The organism is Colwellia sp. M166 (assembly GCF_024585285.1).
In the GTDB taxonomy this organism is placed as follows: Bacteria; Pseudomonadota; Gammaproteobacteria; order Enterobacterales; family Alteromonadaceae; genus Cognaticolwellia.
Genome location: NZ_CP040755.1, coordinates 3661618 through 3681564, shown reverse-complemented (window position 1 = coordinate 3681564; position 19947 = coordinate 3661618). Strand labels below are relative to the sequence as shown.

The 19947-nt window shown below is 38.5% G+C and carries 16 protein-coding genes and 1 tRNA gene; 7 read left to right on the top strand and 10 right to left on the bottom strand.

The features are described 5' to 3' along the window. Positions 1 to 128: 128 nt before the first annotated feature. Positions 129 to 205, bottom strand: a tRNA-Pro gene (locus FGD67_RS16650). A 276-nt stretch (positions 206 to 481) separates the two neighbouring features. Here FGD67_RS16650 and folD point away from each other — a divergent pair. Continuing rightward, on the top strand, positions 482 to 1339 hold the full coding sequence (folD, locus tag FGD67_RS16645) for a bifunctional methylenetetrahydrofolate dehydrogenase/methenyltetrahydrofolate cyclohydrolase FolD (protein WP_257172203.1): 858 nt from the start codon (positions 482 to 484) through the stop codon (positions 1337 to 1339). 403 nt (positions 1340 to 1742) lie between these two features. Here folD and FGD67_RS16640 read toward each other — a convergent pair whose 3' ends face one another. After that, positions 1743 to 2693, bottom strand: a complete 951-nt coding sequence (locus FGD67_RS16640) for a porin (protein WP_257172202.1) — start codon at positions 2691 to 2693, stop codon at positions 1743 to 1745. Between the two features lie 395 nt (positions 2694 to 3088). Between FGD67_RS16640 and FGD67_RS16635 the strand changes: the two genes are divergently transcribed. Together FGD67_RS16635 and rdgC are read left to right on the top strand one after the other, a co-directional pair. Next, a complete protein-coding gene (locus FGD67_RS16635; protein WP_257172201.1) occupies positions 3089 to 4852 on the top strand; it encodes a HAMP domain-containing sensor histidine kinase in 1764 nt (587 codons plus the stop codon). Between the two features lie 103 nt (positions 4853 to 4955). Beyond that, positions 4956 to 5876, top strand: a complete 921-nt coding sequence (rdgC, locus tag FGD67_RS16630) for a recombination-associated protein RdgC (protein WP_257172200.1) — start codon at positions 4956 to 4958, stop codon at positions 5874 to 5876. Positions 5877 to 5948: 72 nt separating this feature from the next. On the opposite strand, the gene FGD67_RS16625 is transcribed toward rdgC, so the two are convergent. Next, positions 5949 to 6791 (bottom strand): HDOD domain-containing protein, encoded by an 843-nt coding sequence (locus FGD67_RS16625; RefSeq protein WP_257172199.1) that lies wholly within the window; start codon positions 6789 to 6791, stop codon positions 5949 to 5951. A 247-nt stretch (positions 6792 to 7038) separates the two neighbouring features. Between FGD67_RS16625 and yegQ the strand changes: the two genes are divergently transcribed. Together yegQ and FGD67_RS16615 are read left to right on the top strand one after the other, a co-directional pair. Then, a complete protein-coding gene (gene yegQ / locus FGD67_RS16620) occupies positions 7039 to 8385 on the top strand; it encodes a tRNA 5-hydroxyuridine modification protein YegQ (protein ID WP_257172198.1) in 1347 nt (448 codons plus the stop codon). Between the two features lie 17 nt (positions 8386 to 8402). Next, positions 8403 to 8648, top strand: a complete 246-nt coding sequence (locus tag FGD67_RS16615; protein ID WP_257172197.1) for a YfhL family 4Fe-4S dicluster ferredoxin — start codon at positions 8403 to 8405, stop codon at positions 8646 to 8648. Positions 8649 to 8752: 104 nt separating this feature from the next. Here the strand turns inward: FGD67_RS16615 and FGD67_RS16610 are convergent, their stop codons facing one another. From FGD67_RS16610 to rppH, 4 genes are all read right to left on the bottom strand, one after another. Further along, positions 8753 to 9586, bottom strand: a complete 834-nt coding sequence (locus FGD67_RS16610) for a thymidylate synthase (protein WP_257172196.1) — start codon at positions 9584 to 9586, stop codon at positions 8753 to 8755. Positions 9587 to 9665: 79 nt separating this feature from the next. Beyond that, positions 9666 to 10460 carry a sulfite exporter TauE/SafE family protein gene (locus FGD67_RS16605; protein ID WP_257172195.1) on the bottom strand — a complete coding sequence of 265 codons (795 nt, stop codon included), beginning with the start codon at positions 10458 to 10460 and terminating at the stop codon, positions 9666 to 9668. Between the two features lie 53 nt (positions 10461 to 10513). After that, positions 10514 to 12784, bottom strand: a complete 2271-nt coding sequence (gene ptsP, locus FGD67_RS16600; RefSeq protein ID WP_257172194.1) for a phosphoenolpyruvate--protein phosphotransferase — start codon at positions 12782 to 12784, stop codon at positions 10514 to 10516. 230 nt (positions 12785 to 13014) lie between these two features. Next, entirely contained in the window at positions 13015 to 13521 is a 507-nt protein-coding gene (rppH, locus tag FGD67_RS16595) for an RNA pyrophosphohydrolase (RefSeq protein ID WP_077285574.1), read from the bottom strand. Positions 13522 to 13734: 213 nt separating this feature from the next. Here rppH and mutH point away from each other — a divergent pair, with 213 nt between their 5' ends. Continuing rightward, positions 13735 to 14412, top strand: a complete 678-nt coding sequence (mutH, locus tag FGD67_RS16590) for a DNA mismatch repair endonuclease MutH (RefSeq protein WP_373567788.1) — start codon at positions 13735 to 13737, stop codon at positions 14410 to 14412. A 122-nt stretch (positions 14413 to 14534) separates the two neighbouring features. Next, the gene (locus FGD67_RS16585; RefSeq protein WP_257172192.1) at positions 14535 to 15971 is read left to right on the top strand and encodes a sensor domain-containing diguanylate cyclase; all 1437 of its coding nucleotides are present in this window, start codon (positions 14535 to 14537) and stop codon (positions 15969 to 15971) included. Between the two features lie 22 nt (positions 15972 to 15993). Here FGD67_RS16585 and FGD67_RS16580 read toward each other — a convergent pair whose 3' ends face one another. The 3 genes from FGD67_RS16580 to FGD67_RS16570 all read right to left on the bottom strand — a co-directional run bounded on the left by FGD67_RS16580 (position 15994) and on the right by FGD67_RS16570 (position 19865). Continuing rightward, positions 15994 to 16899: a D-hexose-6-phosphate mutarotase gene (locus FGD67_RS16580; protein ID WP_257172191.1), complete on the bottom strand. Its 906-nt coding sequence runs from the start codon at positions 16897 to 16899 to the stop codon at positions 15994 to 15996. A gap of 319 nt (positions 16900 to 17218) precedes the next feature. Next, the gene (locus FGD67_RS16575) at positions 17219 to 18472 is read right to left on the bottom strand and encodes an amidohydrolase family protein (RefSeq protein ID WP_257172190.1); all 1254 of its coding nucleotides are present in this window, start codon (positions 18470 to 18472) and stop codon (positions 17219 to 17221) included. A gap of 10 nt (positions 18473 to 18482) precedes the next feature. Continuing rightward, the gene (locus tag FGD67_RS16570) at positions 18483 to 19865 is read right to left on the bottom strand and encodes an amidohydrolase (protein WP_257172189.1); all 1383 of its coding nucleotides are present in this window, start codon (positions 19863 to 19865) and stop codon (positions 18483 to 18485) included. Positions 19866 to 19947: the final 82 nt, after the last annotated feature.

Sequence of the window (19947 nt, the reverse complement as noted above, 5' to 3'; positions counted from 1 at the left end):
TTATTCCTTTTTCACTTAAAAAGTAAAAAAGTGGTCATGATGAAAAATTCAAACTTACGACTGAACTCTAGAACACCCAAACCAACACTTGCTCTTCCAAGTTACTTAAAATATTAAGAAAGAAAAAGTGGTCGGTGATGCAAGATTCGAACTTGCGACCCCTTGGACCCAAACCAAGTGCGCTACCAAGCTGCGCTAATCACCGACATATTGTTAAATACACTTGCGTTCTCAACGGGTGCGGATATTACCTAGTTGCCCGTTGCGCGTCAAACACTTTTTATAAAAAAAAGTTTGTTCGCTCACTTTTACAGCATCATGGTCAAAAAAACAGTCATATTGCGATTAAAAAGCAAATTATGCCAAAAAACACAGTAAACTGATAATTTAACAGTATTCATTACTCTTTAGTGTTCTTTTCTATAAATACCTATTTTTATGTGCGAAAATACTCCTGTTTTTAACCTTTTTGTGAAGTAATATGACTGCAGCGCTTATTGACGGTAAGTTGATCGCCCAACAACTACGCCATTCTATTAAAGATAAAGTAAAACTACGCATAGATAAGGGCTTGCGTGCCCCAGGATTAGCAGTAATTTTGGTCGGTTCAGATCCCGCATCACAAGTGTATGTTGGTAGTAAAAGAAAAGCCTGCGAAGAAGTCGGCTTTGTTTCACGCTCATACGACTTACCACCAAGTACTTCGCAAGACGAGTTATTTAACTTAATTGATGAGTTGAATAACGATAGTGCTATTGATGGTATTCTCGTGCAACTGCCCTTACCTGAAGGTTTAGATGCAAATTTAATTATTGAACATATTAACCCACTAAAAGACGTTGATGGCTTTCATCCCAACAATGTCGGCAAATTGGCGTTGCGTCAACCGGGTCTGCGCCCATGTACGCCAAAAGGTATTATGACATTAATTGCCTCAACGGGTGTTGATCCACACGGTTTAGAAGCCGTAGTCGTTGGCGCTTCAAATATTGTTGGTCGACCAATGACCTTAGAGCTATTACTTGCAGGTTGCACAGTAACAACAACCCATAGATTTACTAAAAATTTAGAAACAAAAATAAGAAATGCTGATCTGTTAGTTGTTGCGGTAGGAAAACCAGAGTTTATTCCTGGCGAATGGATTAAAACCGGCGCTATTGTTATCGATGTCGGCATTAACCGCTTAGATAACGGTAAATTGGTTGGCGATGTAGGTTTTGCCAAAGCAAAAGACAGTGCCAGCCATATCACTCCTGTACCTGGCGGTGTTGGCCCTATGACAGTAGCAAGCCTTATAGAGAATACTTTAATTGCTTGTGAAGAATTTCATAATAAATAAGCTATTGCTGAATAAAAAATTTATTCACATCAACATTAATATAGCGATATATTAATGTTGTGATGCTATCTCTATATAAAGGTTGCTAATTAAAATAAGCTCTTAGTGTAATACCAAGTTTATTAAGTTGATTCCCACTCAGCGCTTAGTAAAATTGGTATAATTGCTGGTAGGCAAAAGTGAGCACAAGCAATTCCTTATATTGATCTGACAACTTAGTTTATCTTGACTGAGTAAATATCAGTTATATTAAAGACAACCGTTCAATGAAACGATAGAACTCCGAAATAAATATCACCATTCATTTAAATACGCTTAACTGAATGGTGTCGACTATAATCAAGCTTGTATTGTCTTTATGAGTTGCTAATAGACGTAGCACTAGTAGCACTAATAATTAGCACTAGAACGTGTATTCAATGCCCGCAGCTAAGTAATCTTGGTCTGCAGCACTGTCCATATCGAAACTAGTATAAAATGTGTATAACTTAGTGCTTTTAGCTAAAGCATAATCAGCCCCGAGTGTAATACCCGATTTGTCATCACCCTCTTTAAAATCAGCTGCTTGATACTGACCTTTAAACGTAACTCTATCCATTTTATAGCTAGCAGACACCATAAAACCATTCATTTCAGCGCTGCCATCTATTTTTTCTTGTTTTTGCACCATAGCACCTAAAACAACACCAGCGACCTTACCTTGTAGAGTTGCACGCGTTATATCATAGCCATTGACTTCCGAATCTATCGCCACTGAAGCAAACATTTTTGATTTCTTTAATTTTGCATCGCCATAAAATACCGCAACAGAAATGCCATCTTCAGCATCAACTGAATCTTCAGCAATATAAGTAACACCGAGTTGAAAATCATTAAACTTAGGTGATTTATAAGAAACCGTGTCCGCCAAACGGTTTTCACCTTTCCATAAATTTTTAATATCAGCATTTAAATCACTAAACAAATCAACTTTGCCTTGTGACTGTTTAAGCATAGTGTCATTTTTACCCAGTAACACTTCACCAAAGCTACCCGCCAGACCGATATACTGGTTACGTGCTTCAAAAGTATCGACTGATTTTTCTTTAGTGCCGTAACCTTTCTGACCATCGCCATCTAAATCAACTTCAAACTCCGCTTTAAAGATAACCGTTAAGCCATCATCCAAATCATGCGCCCCCTTAAAGCCGATGCGAGAGGCATTACTCGTTATTTCAGTAAAAGATCCTTCTCCAAAATCTGAAGACTGTAATGACAGGTTTGCTTTGCCATAAATGTCAACATCTGCTGCAAATGCCGGCAAAGATAAAGAAGACAATAAAGCGACAGCGATTTTGTTGTACGTATGTTTCATGTTAATACCTTTAAAAATTAAGTATGCCTAAAAATTCATGGTGACTATTTTGCCAAACCTTTATGACAATTTTGTGACATCGGGAGATTTTTCTCTAAGAATTATGACAACATGACATGTTTTTGTTGATTTTTTTATGACATTCTTATGGTTTAAGTATTGAAATCACTCAACAAATCAACCCTAAACCTTACTTTTAAGTAATATTTACTAGCTAATGGTAGGATAGCTTTATTCTTAATAACGGCTAGGCTAGGTTAGGTTTAATAGCAAGCTGACATTCAAATCTCAATTATTGAATACTTTTGCTATTAAAAGTAGCGTAATTTAAAAAAAGCTTTTAACCTTATATAATCTAGCTAAAATTAAGAAAAGCGAAATAAAAGAAATATTTAATGAAAACAACTAGCCTGTCACGAAAATTACTTACGCGAGTGTTATCTTTTTATTTTGTTCTGACATTTCTCGTTACTTGTGTGCAAATTGGTGCTGAATACATCAATACTAAAAGCCATATTACCAGTGAACTATTAACCCTTGAGAAAACTTTTAGTGGCAGTTTAACTCGCGCAGTCTGGGAGCTTAATACGCAACAAGCAATAGATATTGCCGATGGCTTAGTCGCTATTCCGATGATTAAAGGTATAACGGTGCTAGATGAAAATAGCCAGATCATTGCGCAACTAGGCTTAGTTGCAGATGAAGGAGCACTTAATCTTGAGTCAATTGATGCTGACTATGACGGCAATGAATATTTTAATGTCACCTCCGGCATCGACGGTTTATTCGGCCACTCCTTCCCACTAATCTTTGAGTTTTCCGGACGTACAACTAAAGTTGGCTCAGTCACTTTATTATCGAGTAATGAAGTTATTTTTAACCGCATACAAGTGGGTATTTATTTTCTCATCGGTAATGCCATGGTTAAGACAGCCGCATTGGTATTATTATTTTCCATTGCCTTTTCAAACTTACTCACTAACCCACTTAATGAGCTTACAGAACAAATTAACCAATTCGACTTAGATGATCCTGAAGCATCAAAATTACATGTAATTAACTATGAAAATAACGAATTAAATATTCTGCAAAACGCCTATAATAATTTGATTGATGAGTTAATTATATATAAAGAGCGGTTGGCACTAGCACAAAGTAAAATTATATCCGCTAACAGCAAGCTTGATGAACAAAACCTAATGCTTGAGCAAGAAGTAGCACGTAAAACCTCATCACTTAGTACCACTATGCTAAAAATGGAAATGCAACAACGTGAATTACTTGAACAACAAGAAAAATTACAAGCTGAAAATAATCACCGAAGCAGCACCGAAAAAACCCTGATAGCAACAAACCATGAGTTAAAAACTTATATTCTTGAACTAAACAAGGCGCAAGAACGTTTACTCGATGCAGAAAAAATGGCTGCTTTAGGTAAGCTGTCAGCAGAAGTTTCCCATGAAGTTAACACGCCTATTGGCGTCAGTATCACCTCAACATCATATTTAGCTGACTTATTGGCTAAACTTAAAATCGATATTAAGGATAATAAACTCTCGAAACGTGTACTCAATGATTTCACCGAAAACTCAGCGCAAGGCCTTAACTTGCTATTAAAGAATTTAGAGCGCGCATCAGAGCTAGTGACGAGTTACAAACAGGTTGCCGTAGATCAAATAAGTGACAAAATTCGCAAAGTTAATATCAACAAATACCTTAAAGATATTATCCATTCATTACATCCAAAATTAAAAAGAACGAATCACATCATTAAAATTGATTGCCCAGACAGCTCTGAAGTGTATTGTCATGCGGGTGCTATTTCGCAAATATTTACCAACCTAATAATTAATTCGATTACCCATGGCTTTAAAGATATAAGTAACGGAGAAATTAGCATAGCGGTCCGACTTAATGGCGAGCATGTTCACATAATTTATCAAGATAATGGCCATGGTTTATCTGAAGAACAATTAAAACATCTATTTGATGCCTTTTATACGACCTCAGAAAACCAAGGTGGCACTGGCCTAGGCACTCATATAGTTCATGAACTTGTTAACGACACCTTAAATGGTAGCGTAACAGCTAGCTCAACGCCTGGAATGGGTCTGCGGTACGATATCAAGTTCGATAATATGCAAAGAATGACTTCTTAAGTCATGCCCTCAATCTAAGACGTGCGTGACTGTGCTAAGTACGGTAATATAACGCTCGTTTTTCAATTATTAGCCCACTTTTATAGGGCATAGGATTATCTTAATGTGGTTTAAAAACCTATACTTTTTTGCCTTTACCCGTCCTTTTGAATGTTCTGAAGAAGATTTAGAAAAACAACTATCTGAAAACTTGTTCACACCTTGTGCTTCAACTGAGCAATCACACTTTGGCTGGGTCGACGCATTAGGCAAGCACGGCAGCTCAACGGTGCATTGCGTTAACGATAATTACTTATTATGCGCCCGTAAAGAAGAAAAAATTCTGCCTGCACCGGTTGTTAAAGACATGCTTGAACAAAAAATAGCACAGTTAGAAGCAGAACAATCACGCGGCGCCACCAAAAAAGAAAAAGAGCAATTTAAAGAAGATATTATTTTTGAATTATTACCACGGGCATTCTCTCGTTTCAGTGATACACGCGCGTATATCAATCCTGCTCATAATATTATTGTTATCGATACCAGTAGTCGCGGCAAAGCCGAAGATTTTTTAGCTTTATTACGTAAATCGCTTGGTACATTACCTGTGACCAGTGCCTCACCAGAAAAAGCCCCCGATGAAATTATGACGGATTGGTTGGTCGAAAGTAACTTAGGCGCTAATTTTCAACTGGGTATGGAAGCTGAATTTAATGCGTTAGGTGATGATGGTGCTGTGGTTAGAGTTAAAAACCAAGATCTCACTAGCGAAGAAATTAAAGCTCACTTAGATGCTGACAAGTATGTTGTTAAAGTTGCGCTAGAATGGGATGAATCGCTATCATTTATCTTATGCGACGATCTTGCCGTTAAACGCCTTAAGTTTTATGACGTTATCCAAGAGCAAAATGATGATATTGACAGTGACGATGTAGTAGCCAAACTTGATGCTGACTTTGCCTTAATGGCCGGTGAATTAAATCGTTTTATCGACCACTTACTAGCTGAGTTTTCACTCAAAGCGAGTGATTATTTGGAAGCATAATTTATAACTCAACTTTTAATTGAAACAGGCGCTGTTCAGCGCCTTTTTACATGAAGCTACGTTAACTGCTGTTTAATCAAACATGGTTTTCACTTGCGCTACAAGCTCATTGAACTCGGCAGTTTGCAAAAAGTCCACATCGGGTAAAATACCTTTGGTGACATAGCTTTTTAGTAAAATATCGCGTGTAGAAGCACTTTTAAATATTTCATGATAAATTGCTCCCGCGCGAATAAAGTCAAGATAATGCGCTTCTTTAGGCAGTAAAGTTAAGTCACTCCAAGAAGTAACTAATTCGGTAAACTCTGCAGGAAAGTCCCAAGCTTTAGTCACTTCACCGCCAATTTTATTAGCAAGATTTATGATCGCTTGTTGTAAAAATATCGGCTTGGCAAACACCTCAGGATGGTTTTCTGCCTCGGTTAAAATCGGTAAAGCACCAATATTATGAATCAGCGCGGCTAATGTAAGGGTATCAAGTGTAAATGCGGTATGTTTATTTTTTTGTAAATACCGTGTCATAAGAGCTATTGCAATAGAAGCAACATCGACAGTTTTCCGCCATGTTATATGCATATATTCAGAAACTACTTCGTTATTTGAAATAAACATCTGTTCAACCGCCATTGCCGTGGCAATGCTTTTAATCTGTCTAAGACCAATGCGCGTAACCGCTTGAGTTACCGATTCAACCTTAACGGCTCGACCAAAGACGACACTATTAGCTACTTTTAGTATACCTAACGATAATGCTGGGTCTTGGGCTATAATATCGCTCATTTTTCCTAAATCGATATCGGGGTCATCTGCTGCTTTCCTAACTTTTAGCGCTATTGCAGGCAAGGTTGGTAGTACTAATGCATCTTGTTTAATTTTTTCGACAAGTATGGTGTAAAGTGCATTTTCTGCGCTCATAAAAGTCCTTTGTTATAGTGTTGTAATATACATAAAGCTAGCACAAAATATTGAAATTTCAGTAATTAAAAGTTTATTTGTAATGTTTTTTCGTTTTTAACAATAGGCGCCAAAGTAGTAAAGAGCTCAGTAACTAAAAACTAGCGACAAAGTCATTGATTAAGATCAAGCTTTGACAACAAAAACCAACACTAAAAACGAGATTAAATTATAATTCGCGGCCAATTTTACTACCCTGACTGTTGATATGCTAAAGCCTGAATTACTCTCTCCCGCGGGAAGCCTGAAAAATATGCGCTACGCTTTTGCCTATGGTGCCGATGCGGTATACGCAGGCCAGCCTAGGTACTCACTAAGAGTTCGCAACAACGAATTTAGCTTAGAAAACATCAAAATTGGTATTGATGAAGCACATGCTTTAGGTAAAAAATTCTATTTGGTCAATAACATTGCCCCACACAACAGCAAATTAACCACTTTTCTTCGTGATATAAAACCTGTAATTGCCATGGGACCTGATGCGTTAATTATGTCTGATCCAGGCTTGATTATGATGGTACGAGAAAACTTTCCTGATATGCCTATTCATCTATCAGTGCAAGCTAATGCGGTAAACTGGTCAACAGTAAAATTTTGGTATCAACAAGGCATTGAACGTGTGATTCTTTCCCGCGAACTCTCACTTGATGAAATTGAAGAAATACGCTTTCGCTGTCCAGAGGTAGAGCTAGAAGTTTTTGTCCATGGCGCACTGTGTATGGCCTATTCTGGTCGTTGCTTATTATCAGGTTACATGACTAAGCGGGATCCGAATCAAGGTACTTGTACTAACTCTTGCCGCTGGAAGTATGACAGTCATCCAGCAAAAGAAACCGAAACCGGTGACATTATTGCCAAGCAGCCTGCCGAGATATATCTGCCGGAACAAAAACCATTTGAAGACGTGGTGTTATTACAAGAGCAAGGCCGCCCAGGTGAATATATGCCGGCTTTTGAAGATGAACACGGCACATACATCATGAATTCAAAAGACTTACGTGCTGTCGAGCATGTAGAGCGCTTAGTAAAAATGGGTGTGCATTCGTTAAAAATTGAAGGCCGTACTAAATCATTTTACTATTGTGCTCGTACTGCACAAATTTATCACCAAGCGATGTTAGATGCGGTAGATAACAAACCCTTTAATCAACATTTAAATAGCGATTTAGAGCATTTAGCACATCGGGGTTATACTGAAGGCTTTTTAAAGCGTCATCGCCCTAGTGAAACACAAAATTATGATTACGGTTATTCCAAAAGTGATACTCAACAATTTGTCGGCGAAGTTATCGGCCGTAATCATGAGACCGGGTTAATCGAAATTGACGTTAAAAATAAATTTTTGCTTGGTGACGAACTCGAGCTAATGACGCCAAAAGGTAACAAAAGCTTTACCTTAACTCGCATGGAAAACTTTAAAGGTGAAGCTGTCGATGATGCTAAAGGCTCGGGGCATAAAGTAGCTATTGCCATTGATAGCGATGTAGATTTATCATTTGGTATTATTATGCGTTACTTAACTGACGGTGGTACTACCCGTCACCCATTTACATAAAATCAGGATAAATAAGCGTGGCATTACTGATTGAAAACAGCTGTATTAACTGTGACATGTGCGATCCAGAGTGTCCTAATGAGGCGATTTCAATGGGTGATGATGTCTATGAAATTGATGTCGAAAAATGCACAGAATGTGTTGGTCATTATGACAAACCGACCTGTGTCTCGGTTTGCCCAATCGATTGTATAAAACCTGATCCTGAAAAAGTAGAGGATGAAGATACCTTATTAGCTAAGTTTCTGCGCATGCATGGTTAAAAGCTTAGGTTCATAATTGCTGATAGTAACTTCACTTACAAAAGGTAAAAAAGGAGACTATTTCGTCTCCTTTTTGATATTCACCACGCCATGCTATTAAAGTATCACACTGAAATAGCCGCTTTAATATGCGGATGAGCCTGATAGTTTTGTAATTCAAAATCTTCAAAGGTAAAATCAAAAATGCTTTTCACCTCCGGGTTAATCCACATACTTGGCAATGCTAAAGGCTCACGAGATAGTTGTTCATCAACTTGTTCAAGATGATTCAAGTATAAATGTGCGTCACCAAAAGTATGAACGAAGTCGCCTAACGCTAAATCACAAACTTGTGCAATCATCATAGTAAACAGTGCATAGCTGGCAATATTAAACGGAACACCAAGAAATATATCAGCACTTCGCTGATACAGCTGACAGCTTAATTTGCCATTTAAGACATAAAATTGGAACAAAGTATGACAGGGTGGTAAGGCTTGCTTACCTATTGCGGCATTAGCCTTTGGACTAATTGATGTATCGGGTAATAATGCAGGGTTCCACGCAGTAATAATATGTCGACGTGAGTCTGGATTATTTTTCAAGTCAGCAATTAACTGCGCTAATTGATCAATTGTTTCACCATTTTGTGCTGGCCAATTACGCCATTGCACACCGTAAACAGGTCCTAGTTCACCCTCTTCAGTTGCCCAATCATCCCAAATTTTCACACCATTTTTCTTTAAATAAGCAATATTTGATTCACCTTTAATAAACCATAGTAGCTCATGAATGATTGACTTAAGATGACACTTCTTCGTGGTCACTAATGGAAAACCTTTAGCAAGATCAAAACGCATTTGATGGCCAAATATACTTTTAGTGCCGGTACCGGTACGATCCGATTTTTCAACACCTTCATCTCTGACATGTCGCATTAAGTCTAGATATGCTTTCACTAGGATTTCCTTTAATATTATTTATGAGAACCGCTGTATTGTGCCAAATGTCTTGCTGCAATTACAGTGAATTTAACCCTTAGTAGCACATCATTTTAATCGCCACTAACATCAAAAATACAGCGAAGCCTTTTTTCAAATACCTTAAAGGCAATTTGGCACCCGCTTTTACCCCTAAGGGTGCAAATAATGACGAGGTTGAAACAATACCTAATAGCGCCGGCAAATAGATATAGCCGATACTCCATGCCGGTAGTTCACTCTGTCCAAAACCAATCACCACATAACCCAAAGCACCGAATAAAGCGACAATAATGCCACTAGCGGTAGCCACGCCAATAGCCTGGCGCATAGATAATGAACAATACATTAAAATGGGTACCAGTATCGCCCCACCAGCAATGCCCATTAGACTTGCCAGTATGCCGGTAAAAAGCCCAATAAATTGCAGTGCCCAATTCGTCGGTAGCGCCACGCTGCGTTCAATTTTAATCGATAAAAGCATGTAAGCAGCTAAAATAAGCACTGCACTGGCGAATAAAATGGTTAACGCTTGTAACGACAATAGTCCCGCAATAACAGCCCCTAACATAGCTCCCATAGCCACAGAGAGTGCTAAACGCTTTGCTACTGGCCAAGGAATGTTACCATTTTTATGGTGAGCAAAAGCAGCAGAAGATGAAGTGAAAATAATCGATGCTAGCGATGTTGCCAGTGCCATTGGAAAGGCGAGTTCTGCACTTATGCCAAGCAAAGGTAATAAATAAACTAACACCGGCACAATGATCAGCCCACCACCGATGCCCAATAAGCCGGCAAAAAAACCAACTACTGCCCCCATTATCGCACAAGCGAAAAAAACACTAATAAACATGGCAATAACTTATATTAAAATGAAGATTTAATGTGGCTGAACAAACATTATTGTTATCTGGCATGGACAAAGTCTCCTAAGCCTAATTCAACTAACTGTTCATGCATATAACTATGCACACTCACCGTATTTTTTAGGCTCAATACTTTAGTTAAAATTTGCTGTAACTTTTGGTACTCAACATGCCGTATCACCCATTTTACTTTCGCAATACTATGAGCACTCATACTTAGCTTTTTATAGCCCATAGCCATCAGTAACAAAGCTCCTGTGGCCTCATTAGCTAACTCTCCACAAATACTTAATGGCACATTTCGCTTGTGACTTATTTGCGCAATATACTGCAGTGCACGTAAAACAGCCGGATGGTAAAAGTCATACAAACTAGCCACTCGACTATTATTACGATCAACCGCGAGTAAGTATTGTGTTAAATCATTACTACCAACCGAGAAAAAATCAACTTTATCGGCTAAGTCTTCTAACTGAAAAATCACGCTGGGTACTTCAATCATCACCCCAATTTTTGGTCTAACTAAAGCTTCACGTTCATGACTAGATAGTTCAGAGCTTAGTTCATAATACGCTTGATTAATCAATCTTATCGCCTCATCGACCTCGGTGATACTAGAGATCATTGGTAACATAATAGCCAAATTACCCAAACCGTAATTTGCCCTCAGCATTGCACGAATTTGTACTAAAAATATCTCTGGATGATCTAAGGTAATACGAATGCCACGCCAGCCAAGAAAAGGATTAGCTTCGATAATGGGAAAATAAGGCAATGATTTATCACCACCAACATCTAAAGTCCGCATAGTAACGGGTTTACCAGAAAATGACTCTAACACTTGCCGATATAATGCGGTTTGTTCTAATTCAGATGGGAAGCAGCTGCGATTCATAAAGGGAATTTCGGTGCGATACAAACCAACCCCCTCAGCGCCCACATTTTGAGAATACTCAAAGCCCGAAGACAAGCCCGCATTGACCAATAAACTCATACTATGACCATCTTTTGTCAACGCTGGTAAGTGTTCAACCTCTTTAACTTGTGCTTGTAGTTGGTGCTCTGCCGCTAATATATAGTGATATTCACTAATTAACGCCTCACCTGGTGTCACATAGAGTTGATAAGCATAACCATCTAAAATAGCATGTTTTTGATGTAGCTGACGAATCGCCAAGTACTCAACGCCCATGATAGCGGGAATATTTAATGCTTTCGCTAAAATTGCCGTATGCGAATTATTCGAGCCGGTTAAGGAAACAATACCTAGTAGCCCAAGGTGCTGATGCTCCGCTAACATTGCCGCACTGACATCTTCAGCAACTAAAATAAACTTTTCCGGTAGCTGTTGATCATGTTCAGCTAAATTTTGAATATTATTCAGTAAACGATTACCTAAATCTTTGATATCGTAGGCACGTTCACGGAGATATTCATCATCTAAGGCTTCAAACTTTACCACATAGCTATCGACAATTAATTTTAATGCACTTTCAGCATTCCAACCCTGTTTTATTTTAGCAATAACTTCGACTTTAAAATTATCACTGCCCAGTAGTTGTTTATAGACATCAAAAATATCGAGGCTACTGTCTGATATGATCTTTTTAAGTTTCTCACTCATTTGAGAAAATTCAGCAAAAGTTCGATCAACAGCATTATCAAAAATAATTAACTGCTGTGCAATATTCCCGTCTTTGGTAAGGGCAATCGTGGTCAAATCAGCTTTCGGATGCACCACAATCATCTGGCCTATAGCAACACCAGGTGCGCCACCAATGCCCTTATGATGTTGGCCAATACTTTGCTTACCATGATATTCAAGCAAACCTTGTGCTTCAACATTAACTAAAGCGTTAGCAAGTTGGGCAGATAGTGTCACCAAAAACGCTTCTTCATTTTCAGTAAACACACGAGCATGTTCTTGTTGAACCGTCAGTATCCCTAGCACTTTACGTTGATGAATAATTGGCGTACCTAAAAAAGCTTGAAAATGATCTTCTTGCACCTCAGGTGCATGAATAAAATCAGGATGTTGCTGAGCGTTAGCAATATTAATCGGCTCTTCTCGTTGTCCAACAAGACCAACAAGTCCTTCAGTAAAACCAATACTGGTTCGGCCAAAAGCATCTTGTGCTAGGCCATTAGATGCCATTAATAAGAAATGTTGTTTTTGATGATCAGCTAAATATACCGAACAGCATTGAGTAGCTAGTGCTTCTTTAACTTGACTAACCAAGTGCATTAAAGCTTGATCAAGCTCTGATGCTTGGCTAAATTCTAAGACAATTCGGCGCAAAATCGTAAGCATTATAATCCCTATAATAAAGTTATTTACTGTACATTTAACAATGCAGGTTATGTAAGGCTGCTAGCTAATCAGCTGATAGTATTAGGAGCAGTTATGTCATCCATGCTCATAACGCTAATATTGATACCAAGGATATTATAAAAATGGGTATTACGGCAATAATTTCAAACTAAATAGCTCACCGAAGTGAGCTATTTTACAAGACATAATAATAATCTAAAGTACCATCGTTAAGCACGTCGTCGACGACGTTCTTGGCGATAACTTGGCATTGCTGCTAAAGCAAATTCTTTCATCACCTTGCGATAAACTTCACGTTTAAATGACACAACTTGTCTTACTGGGTACCAGTAAGACACCCAACGCCAGTCGTCAAATTCAGGATGATTTGAATGTAATAAATCAACCGCTGACTCTGGTGCCGTCAATTTCAGTAAAAACCATTTCTGCTTTTGACCAATACAAACCGGCAAGCTCTCGTGTCTAATTAACCTTTTTGGTAATTTATATCTTAACCAATGCTTAGTGGTAGCCACAATTTTAACATGCTCAGGTTTTAAACCGACTTCTTCGTCTAATTCCCGATACATAGTTTGCTCTGCGGATTCACCCTCATCAACGCCACCTTGTGGATATTGCCAAGAATGCTGACCAAAACGCCTTGCCCAAAATACTTGTCCCCTATCATTGATTATTACTATGCCGACATTGGCTCGATAGCCTTCGGCATCTATCAAAGGAACTCCTGACAGCATTAAATAATGCTTTGATTCTTCCACACTCTGCACTTTTGGGCAAATACTTATTAACAGAAATATTGCGAATATATCTGTATCGATGGTTGTTTGCTATTAACATTGCGTGGTTTGCCAATAACAAAAAAATAATTGCCTTGCTCAAAGCCTCATTGCTGACTGATAATAAGTTAAATCAAATTAATTGAAGGGTCAGTGTTGAGCACCACAATACCTAAAAGCGAAGCCGAGTTGCTAAAACGAGCACAAAACCTTGCCGGTATGACGCTAGGAGAAGTTGCACGATCAATTAATGTTGCAGTACCTAAAGATCTGAAGCGAGAAAAAGGCTGGATAGGTCTGTTATTAGAGCAAGTACTTGGCGCAAGTGCAGGCTCTCGGCCAGAGCCCGACTTTCCACATTTAGGTATTGAGCTAAAATCATTGCCAATTAACTACCAAGGCAAACCTTTAGAAACAACTTTTGTTTGCGTTGCGCCACTCACTGGCTTAGTTGGTGCAAGCTGGCAAACCAGCCACATCCGTAATAAGCTAGCGCGTGTATTGTGGATCCCCGTAGTATCTGAACGTAGTATTCCAGTAGCAGAACGCATCGTCGGCAGCGCTTTTATTTGGTCACCGTCACCAGAAGAAGAACATTTACTTGCTTTAGACTGGCAAGAGCTGACCGATATGATAGTACTTGGTAATGTGGAGAATATTCATGGTCGACATGGTCAAGTATTACAGTTACGGCCCAAAGCAGCCAACAGCCAAGCAAAAACTCAAGCATTTAATCGCCATGGTCAACCCTTTATGACTTTACCACGTGGCTTTTATTTAAAAACCGGCTTTACACAAGCACTATTAAACAAATATTTACGAATAAATTAATTAAAAATCCAATATAAAAAATTGTTTTGACCAGATAACAATAAAAATATAATCATCTAAGCGTAGATAAAACTTTCTAAGCAGGCTATAAATTACATAACATTCAATACTGTTTTTCTTATATGAAGTTTGGCAATAAGTTTGATCGTTACATTGCAGTTATATTTTTCGTTACTATTGTTACGGTTATTCTAGCATCCTATTTAACTCTAAAAGATGTAATAAATACTCATAACAAACAAGTACAAAGCGCTATAACGCCATTATTTTCATTAGTCACCAGTGAAATACTTCGCCCGTTAGGTGTTGCCAATTTTATGGCTAACAATCAATTTATTATCGACTACGCTAGCCAGCAAGCAATAGAAAAAGATTACATAGTTACTTATCTTAGAAAAATTTCCGACTCATATAATATGATGGCCTTTATTGCCTTAGAAAAGCATAATGTCATGCTCGATTCCAATGGCAAAGAATCAACATTACAAAGTGAGGATACAGAATGGTTTCATCGCCTTAAAAACCTATCTGGCAATCAATTTAGCGATATAGGCAATGCGCAAAATCCTCACTTATATTTTGATAATAGAATTTTTAATCAGCAAGGCGAATTCATTGGTTTTACCGGTGTTGGCATTGACCTAAATTATTTTGCCAGTAAATTTCAAGAATACAATGACCGTTTTGGTTTTGAATTATTTTTTGTTGATGAAAATGGTGTTATCACCCTATCATCAAGTAACATTATGAAATCAGAAAGCCTCCATCGCAAAGGATTAATCACCCGATTAAGTGACTTACCTTGGCACCGTTCACTTATCAAAAATAATCAAGCTGATGCAAGCTTAAGCGCAGAAGTCATGTATACCACTGAGGATGGTTTGTTAATATCTCAAATGCCAATTCAAGAGTTAAATTGGCGCATGTTTATTGTTTCACCACCGGCAGCGCACCAAAATGAATATTGGAAAATATTTATTGGTCGATTTTTACTGTTTCTTTTTATTGCGATTATTTTTTACTTGATACTTTTAAACAGCATTAATTATTTAAAATCACGTTTAATTAAGCACTCTGAAACAGATTTCCTGACCCAATTACCTAATCGTAGCCATATTCATTGGCGCTTTGATGATCTAGCCAAAGCGAACAAAAATCTTTGTGTTGTTTTAGCTGACATTGATAATTTCAAACATATAAATGACACCTATGGACATTTAGTTGGCGATGATGTCTTACGCATTATTTCAGAACAACTATCAAAAACCTTACGCAAAATAGACGTTGTTGGACGCTGGGGCGGCGAAGAGTTTGTCATGCTATTACCTGAGACTACAGCAAACCAAGCACACACTATTGTCGAACGAATAAGGGAAAATATTGCATGTATTTCTTTCCCAATATCAACCACCAGTGGTTCATTCAGCACGACCATCAGTTTTGGCATTTGCCAATTGCCATTACAAGATAAAACCATCGAAGACTACATTGAAGGTGCTGATAAAGCCTTATACGAAGCTAAAAGCAGCGGAAAAAATCAAAGTGTGATTTTTAATTAAAATTAATATGATTTAGTGGTATTTATTTCTTAGCATGAAGTGTAATGGTTTGGCTCATACTAGCATTGCTTTTGCTCGCAATGGTTTGCCAATGTGTATTGGCGGCTTCTAAGCAAACAAATTCATTTTCACCTTGATCATGAACATCCAACATTTTTTCAGCATCTTTGCCAGGATTCCATAATACCCACTGCTGGCAACCTTGGCTTGATACTTCAATCTCCCGCAGCCAATTATGATCAACAATCGTTACACTGTCGCTGCGGTGATAAATGCGGTCAATCGGACCTGTACAATGCCTTAATAACGACTGTTGATCATCAATACCACTCAATTTATCATCAAAGCTAGTATTATTTAGCGCAGAAATTTCAACATGTTGTGGGTTACTGACACAAAAATAACTATGTAATGCACCAGTATAATCCACCGCTTGGGCTGATAAGTTTTTCATAGTTAAGTGCTGTTCAAATGACTTACCAAACACCAATGATTGGCTTAGTTCAAAAGCTGCTGGCCAATCAGGAGAAAGTTTATCACCCGAGAAAGATAAAACTATTTTAACGTTTGATGATGACATATGAATATCAGTTAGCTGCCACTGACTTTGTCGAGCAAAACCATGATTAGCCGCTTTACTAATATCGCCATTTGCTAACTTAACCTCACCACCAAACCACGGCCAGCAAAGCGGTATGCCACCTCGTATAGCTTTGCCTTCACTGTATTGGCTATCATCACTCAGCCAAAATACTGCTTGCTCATCCTTTGGCTGCCAAGTAAGTACTTGCCCACCATATAGACTCAGTGAACCTTGGCCATGTTGATGAAAAAATCGTAACCCTTGCAAACCATCACTAAGCTCAAAGCATTCAACTCGACCAAACTCGTTCTCTAGTATTACGCCTAATTGTAGCTTGTCTATCATGTCATTCTATCTCGCAGTTAATCTTGCTGCTATGGCTTGAGTACCAAACAATATTAGTTATTTTAGGTAATTAAAGTGCTGGATGATAGCACTAAAGTATTCATCACAACTTACAGGTAACGCTAAACTAGAGTGTTTTGGGATGAAAATATAGTGCTGTGAATACTTAGTACTATAAAGACATGGCTCAGTGAAGGAATAATCGAATAAAAACATAATCTAGTGAGGGCATAGTCTAAGGAGAAAACAATTTACTAAAACATAAAAAAGCCACGTATTAACGTGGCTTTTAAAGTATTACTCGCCTATGCGAGTTAAATTATTTCACGTAAGCTTTCGGCATATCACTTTTTGTTGTATAGCGGTCACGTAAAGCATCTTGACGACTTTCGGTTGAATACTCTTTACCGGCAATCCAAATTTTACTGACCTTAGAGCTTAATTCGAATGGGTCAGCACTCCACAACACTAAATCAGCCGTTTTCCCAATGGCTATTTTTCCGCTATCAAGATTGAATGCGTCAGCAACATTTGCCGTTACTGATGCCAATGCTGCGCTGCGTGTTAAGCCATTGGCAATGGCATTACCAGCATGAAAACGCAATTGATAAAGATTGTGAGTATCACCATTAACGGTCAAAGCTACCTTAACGCCAGCCTGAGTTAATTTACCGGCATTTTCTAATGAAGCATGTAAAGAGTCAAAACTGCCCGGTAAGTTATCTAGTGCGGCCACCACAACCGGTACTTCTGCTGCAGCTATTTTATCAGCAACTAAAACCGCATCCGCAGCACCGACTAACACAAGCTCTAATGAAAATGTTTCTTTAAGCTTTAGTAATGCTAATAAATCCGTGGCACGGTCAGCATAAGCGATCAAGGCTTTTTCACCATTGAGTAAAGCATTAACTACTTGTGCTTTACGACTCGGCTCTTTTGCTTCTTTTTTATCTTTGGTATTTTTCTTTTTAGCTTTCGCTAACGCTTTTGTCGCATCTTCTAGTTGCTCATGCAAATTTTGCAGTGATAACGCTCGAGAGCCTTTACTTTTAGCACCTAAATCAATAACCACATTATTATTGCTAATACGCACGCTGTTAAATTCTCCAGAGAGATCAGCAACAAAAGTTTGGCCTTTGAACATATCATCACCACCATGAGGCGCAACAACATTACTGGTAATACCGCCCTTACGACTGTATGGGATAACTGTCGAACGTGGATTAAACGCTAAGCTTGCATCAAAGGTAATATCGGCTTTTTTATCAGCGCCATCACGACTACGAGAAACCGCACCAACTTCAACTAAACCAAGTTGGTTCATAGAGCCAATAAATCCAGGTGTTAGAATTCGTCCTTTAGCATCAATAGTGACATCAGCGGTAATTTTTTCAGGATTAATAGCAATCACTTTGCCATTTTCAATAACCACAGTAGCATTCTCAAGCACACCTTGGTCAGTTACGGTATGCACGGTGGCATTAGTAATAGCAAAGCTTTCGGCAAAGCTTGCTGTTGAACTCGCTAGCGCCAGAGCAATCAGCGATGATTTAAATAGTTTAAAATTCGTCATTATTTTCACCTTATCTCTGACCTAACAGGAAATCACTTTTTGCTTGGTACTTTTCGTCAAAACGGTCGAAAATTTTCGCACCATCAACAAATACTTGCTCAGCTTGCGCATAAACACTAAATGGATTTTGATTCCAAATAACCACATCAGCATTTTTTCCTGCTTCTAAGCTACCGGTTTTATCTGCTAAACCAAGTGATTTAGCGGCATTGGCGGTGATCCACGTAATCGCTAATTCAGGCGCTATAGCAAAGCCATTTTCATTAGCACGGTACATAACCTTACCCGCTTCTTGGTTCAAGCGTTGAATAGTATTAGCAGAGTCTGAATGCACGATTGCACACGAATTTTTGACTGCATTCACAATCGCTACATTTTCATGCACCATGTCATAAGCTTCCATTTTAAAGCCCCACCAGTCTGGCCACATGGCAGCACAATTACCGTTTTCAGCTAAGCTGTCAGCGATTTTATATGCTTCTATCGCATGATGGAATGTCCCCGAGTTATAGTTAAACTCTTTACCCAGATCGATCATCATCGCCATTTCTTCAGCTTTATAACAATGGTTATGAATTAAAATATCACCATCTAACACACCTTTTAAGGTGTCTAGCTCTATATCACGAACAGGTGCAATTGGATTTTTGCCAGCGGCATAATCACGGTCATATTTTTCCCATGCCCGTTTATATTCAGTAGCTTCTGCCCATGCCATTCTATAACCGGCCATATTACCCATACGCGTTGATGGTAATACTTTACGACTGCCATAAACTCGCTTGGGATTTTCACCACAAGCCATTTTTAAGCCATAGGGTGCATCCGTAAATTTCATACCTTGCATCGTTGGGCTAGGTACATTGTGTAAAGTAACCCCACGACCACCGAATAAATTGGCTGAGCCTGGTAGAATTTGCAAGGTCGTAATACCACCAGCACGTGCTGCTTCAAAACCTGGGTCTTGTGGCCAAACACTATGCTCAGCCCATACTTCAGACGTATTAGGCGAAGTCATTTCATTGCCATCAGAATGCGACTCAACCGACGGGCTTGGATAAACCCCTAAATGTGAATGTACATCAATAATACCCGGCGTTATCCATTTACCATTTGCATCAATTTCAACCGCCCCATCAGCACTTAAATTTTTACCAATTTTATTGATTTTACCGTCGACCATCAAAACATCAGCATTATCCATACGAGTCCCCGTACCTGTCAGTACGGTAGCATTTTTAATCAGTGTTGTTTGTAGCGGTAATACTTGATAAGTACTTGGGTATGGGTTTTTATTTATCACCACTTTTTCATCTTGCTGTTCGTTTTGCAAACAACCGGTTAAGGCAACAGAAAGTGCTGCCATCACTAGCGATGGGAGAAATTTTTGCATAAGATATTTCCTGTATTACTGCATAAATTGCAAAAAACATTATGTCATTTTGGCAATTTTTTATATGAGTTTATTATTAACG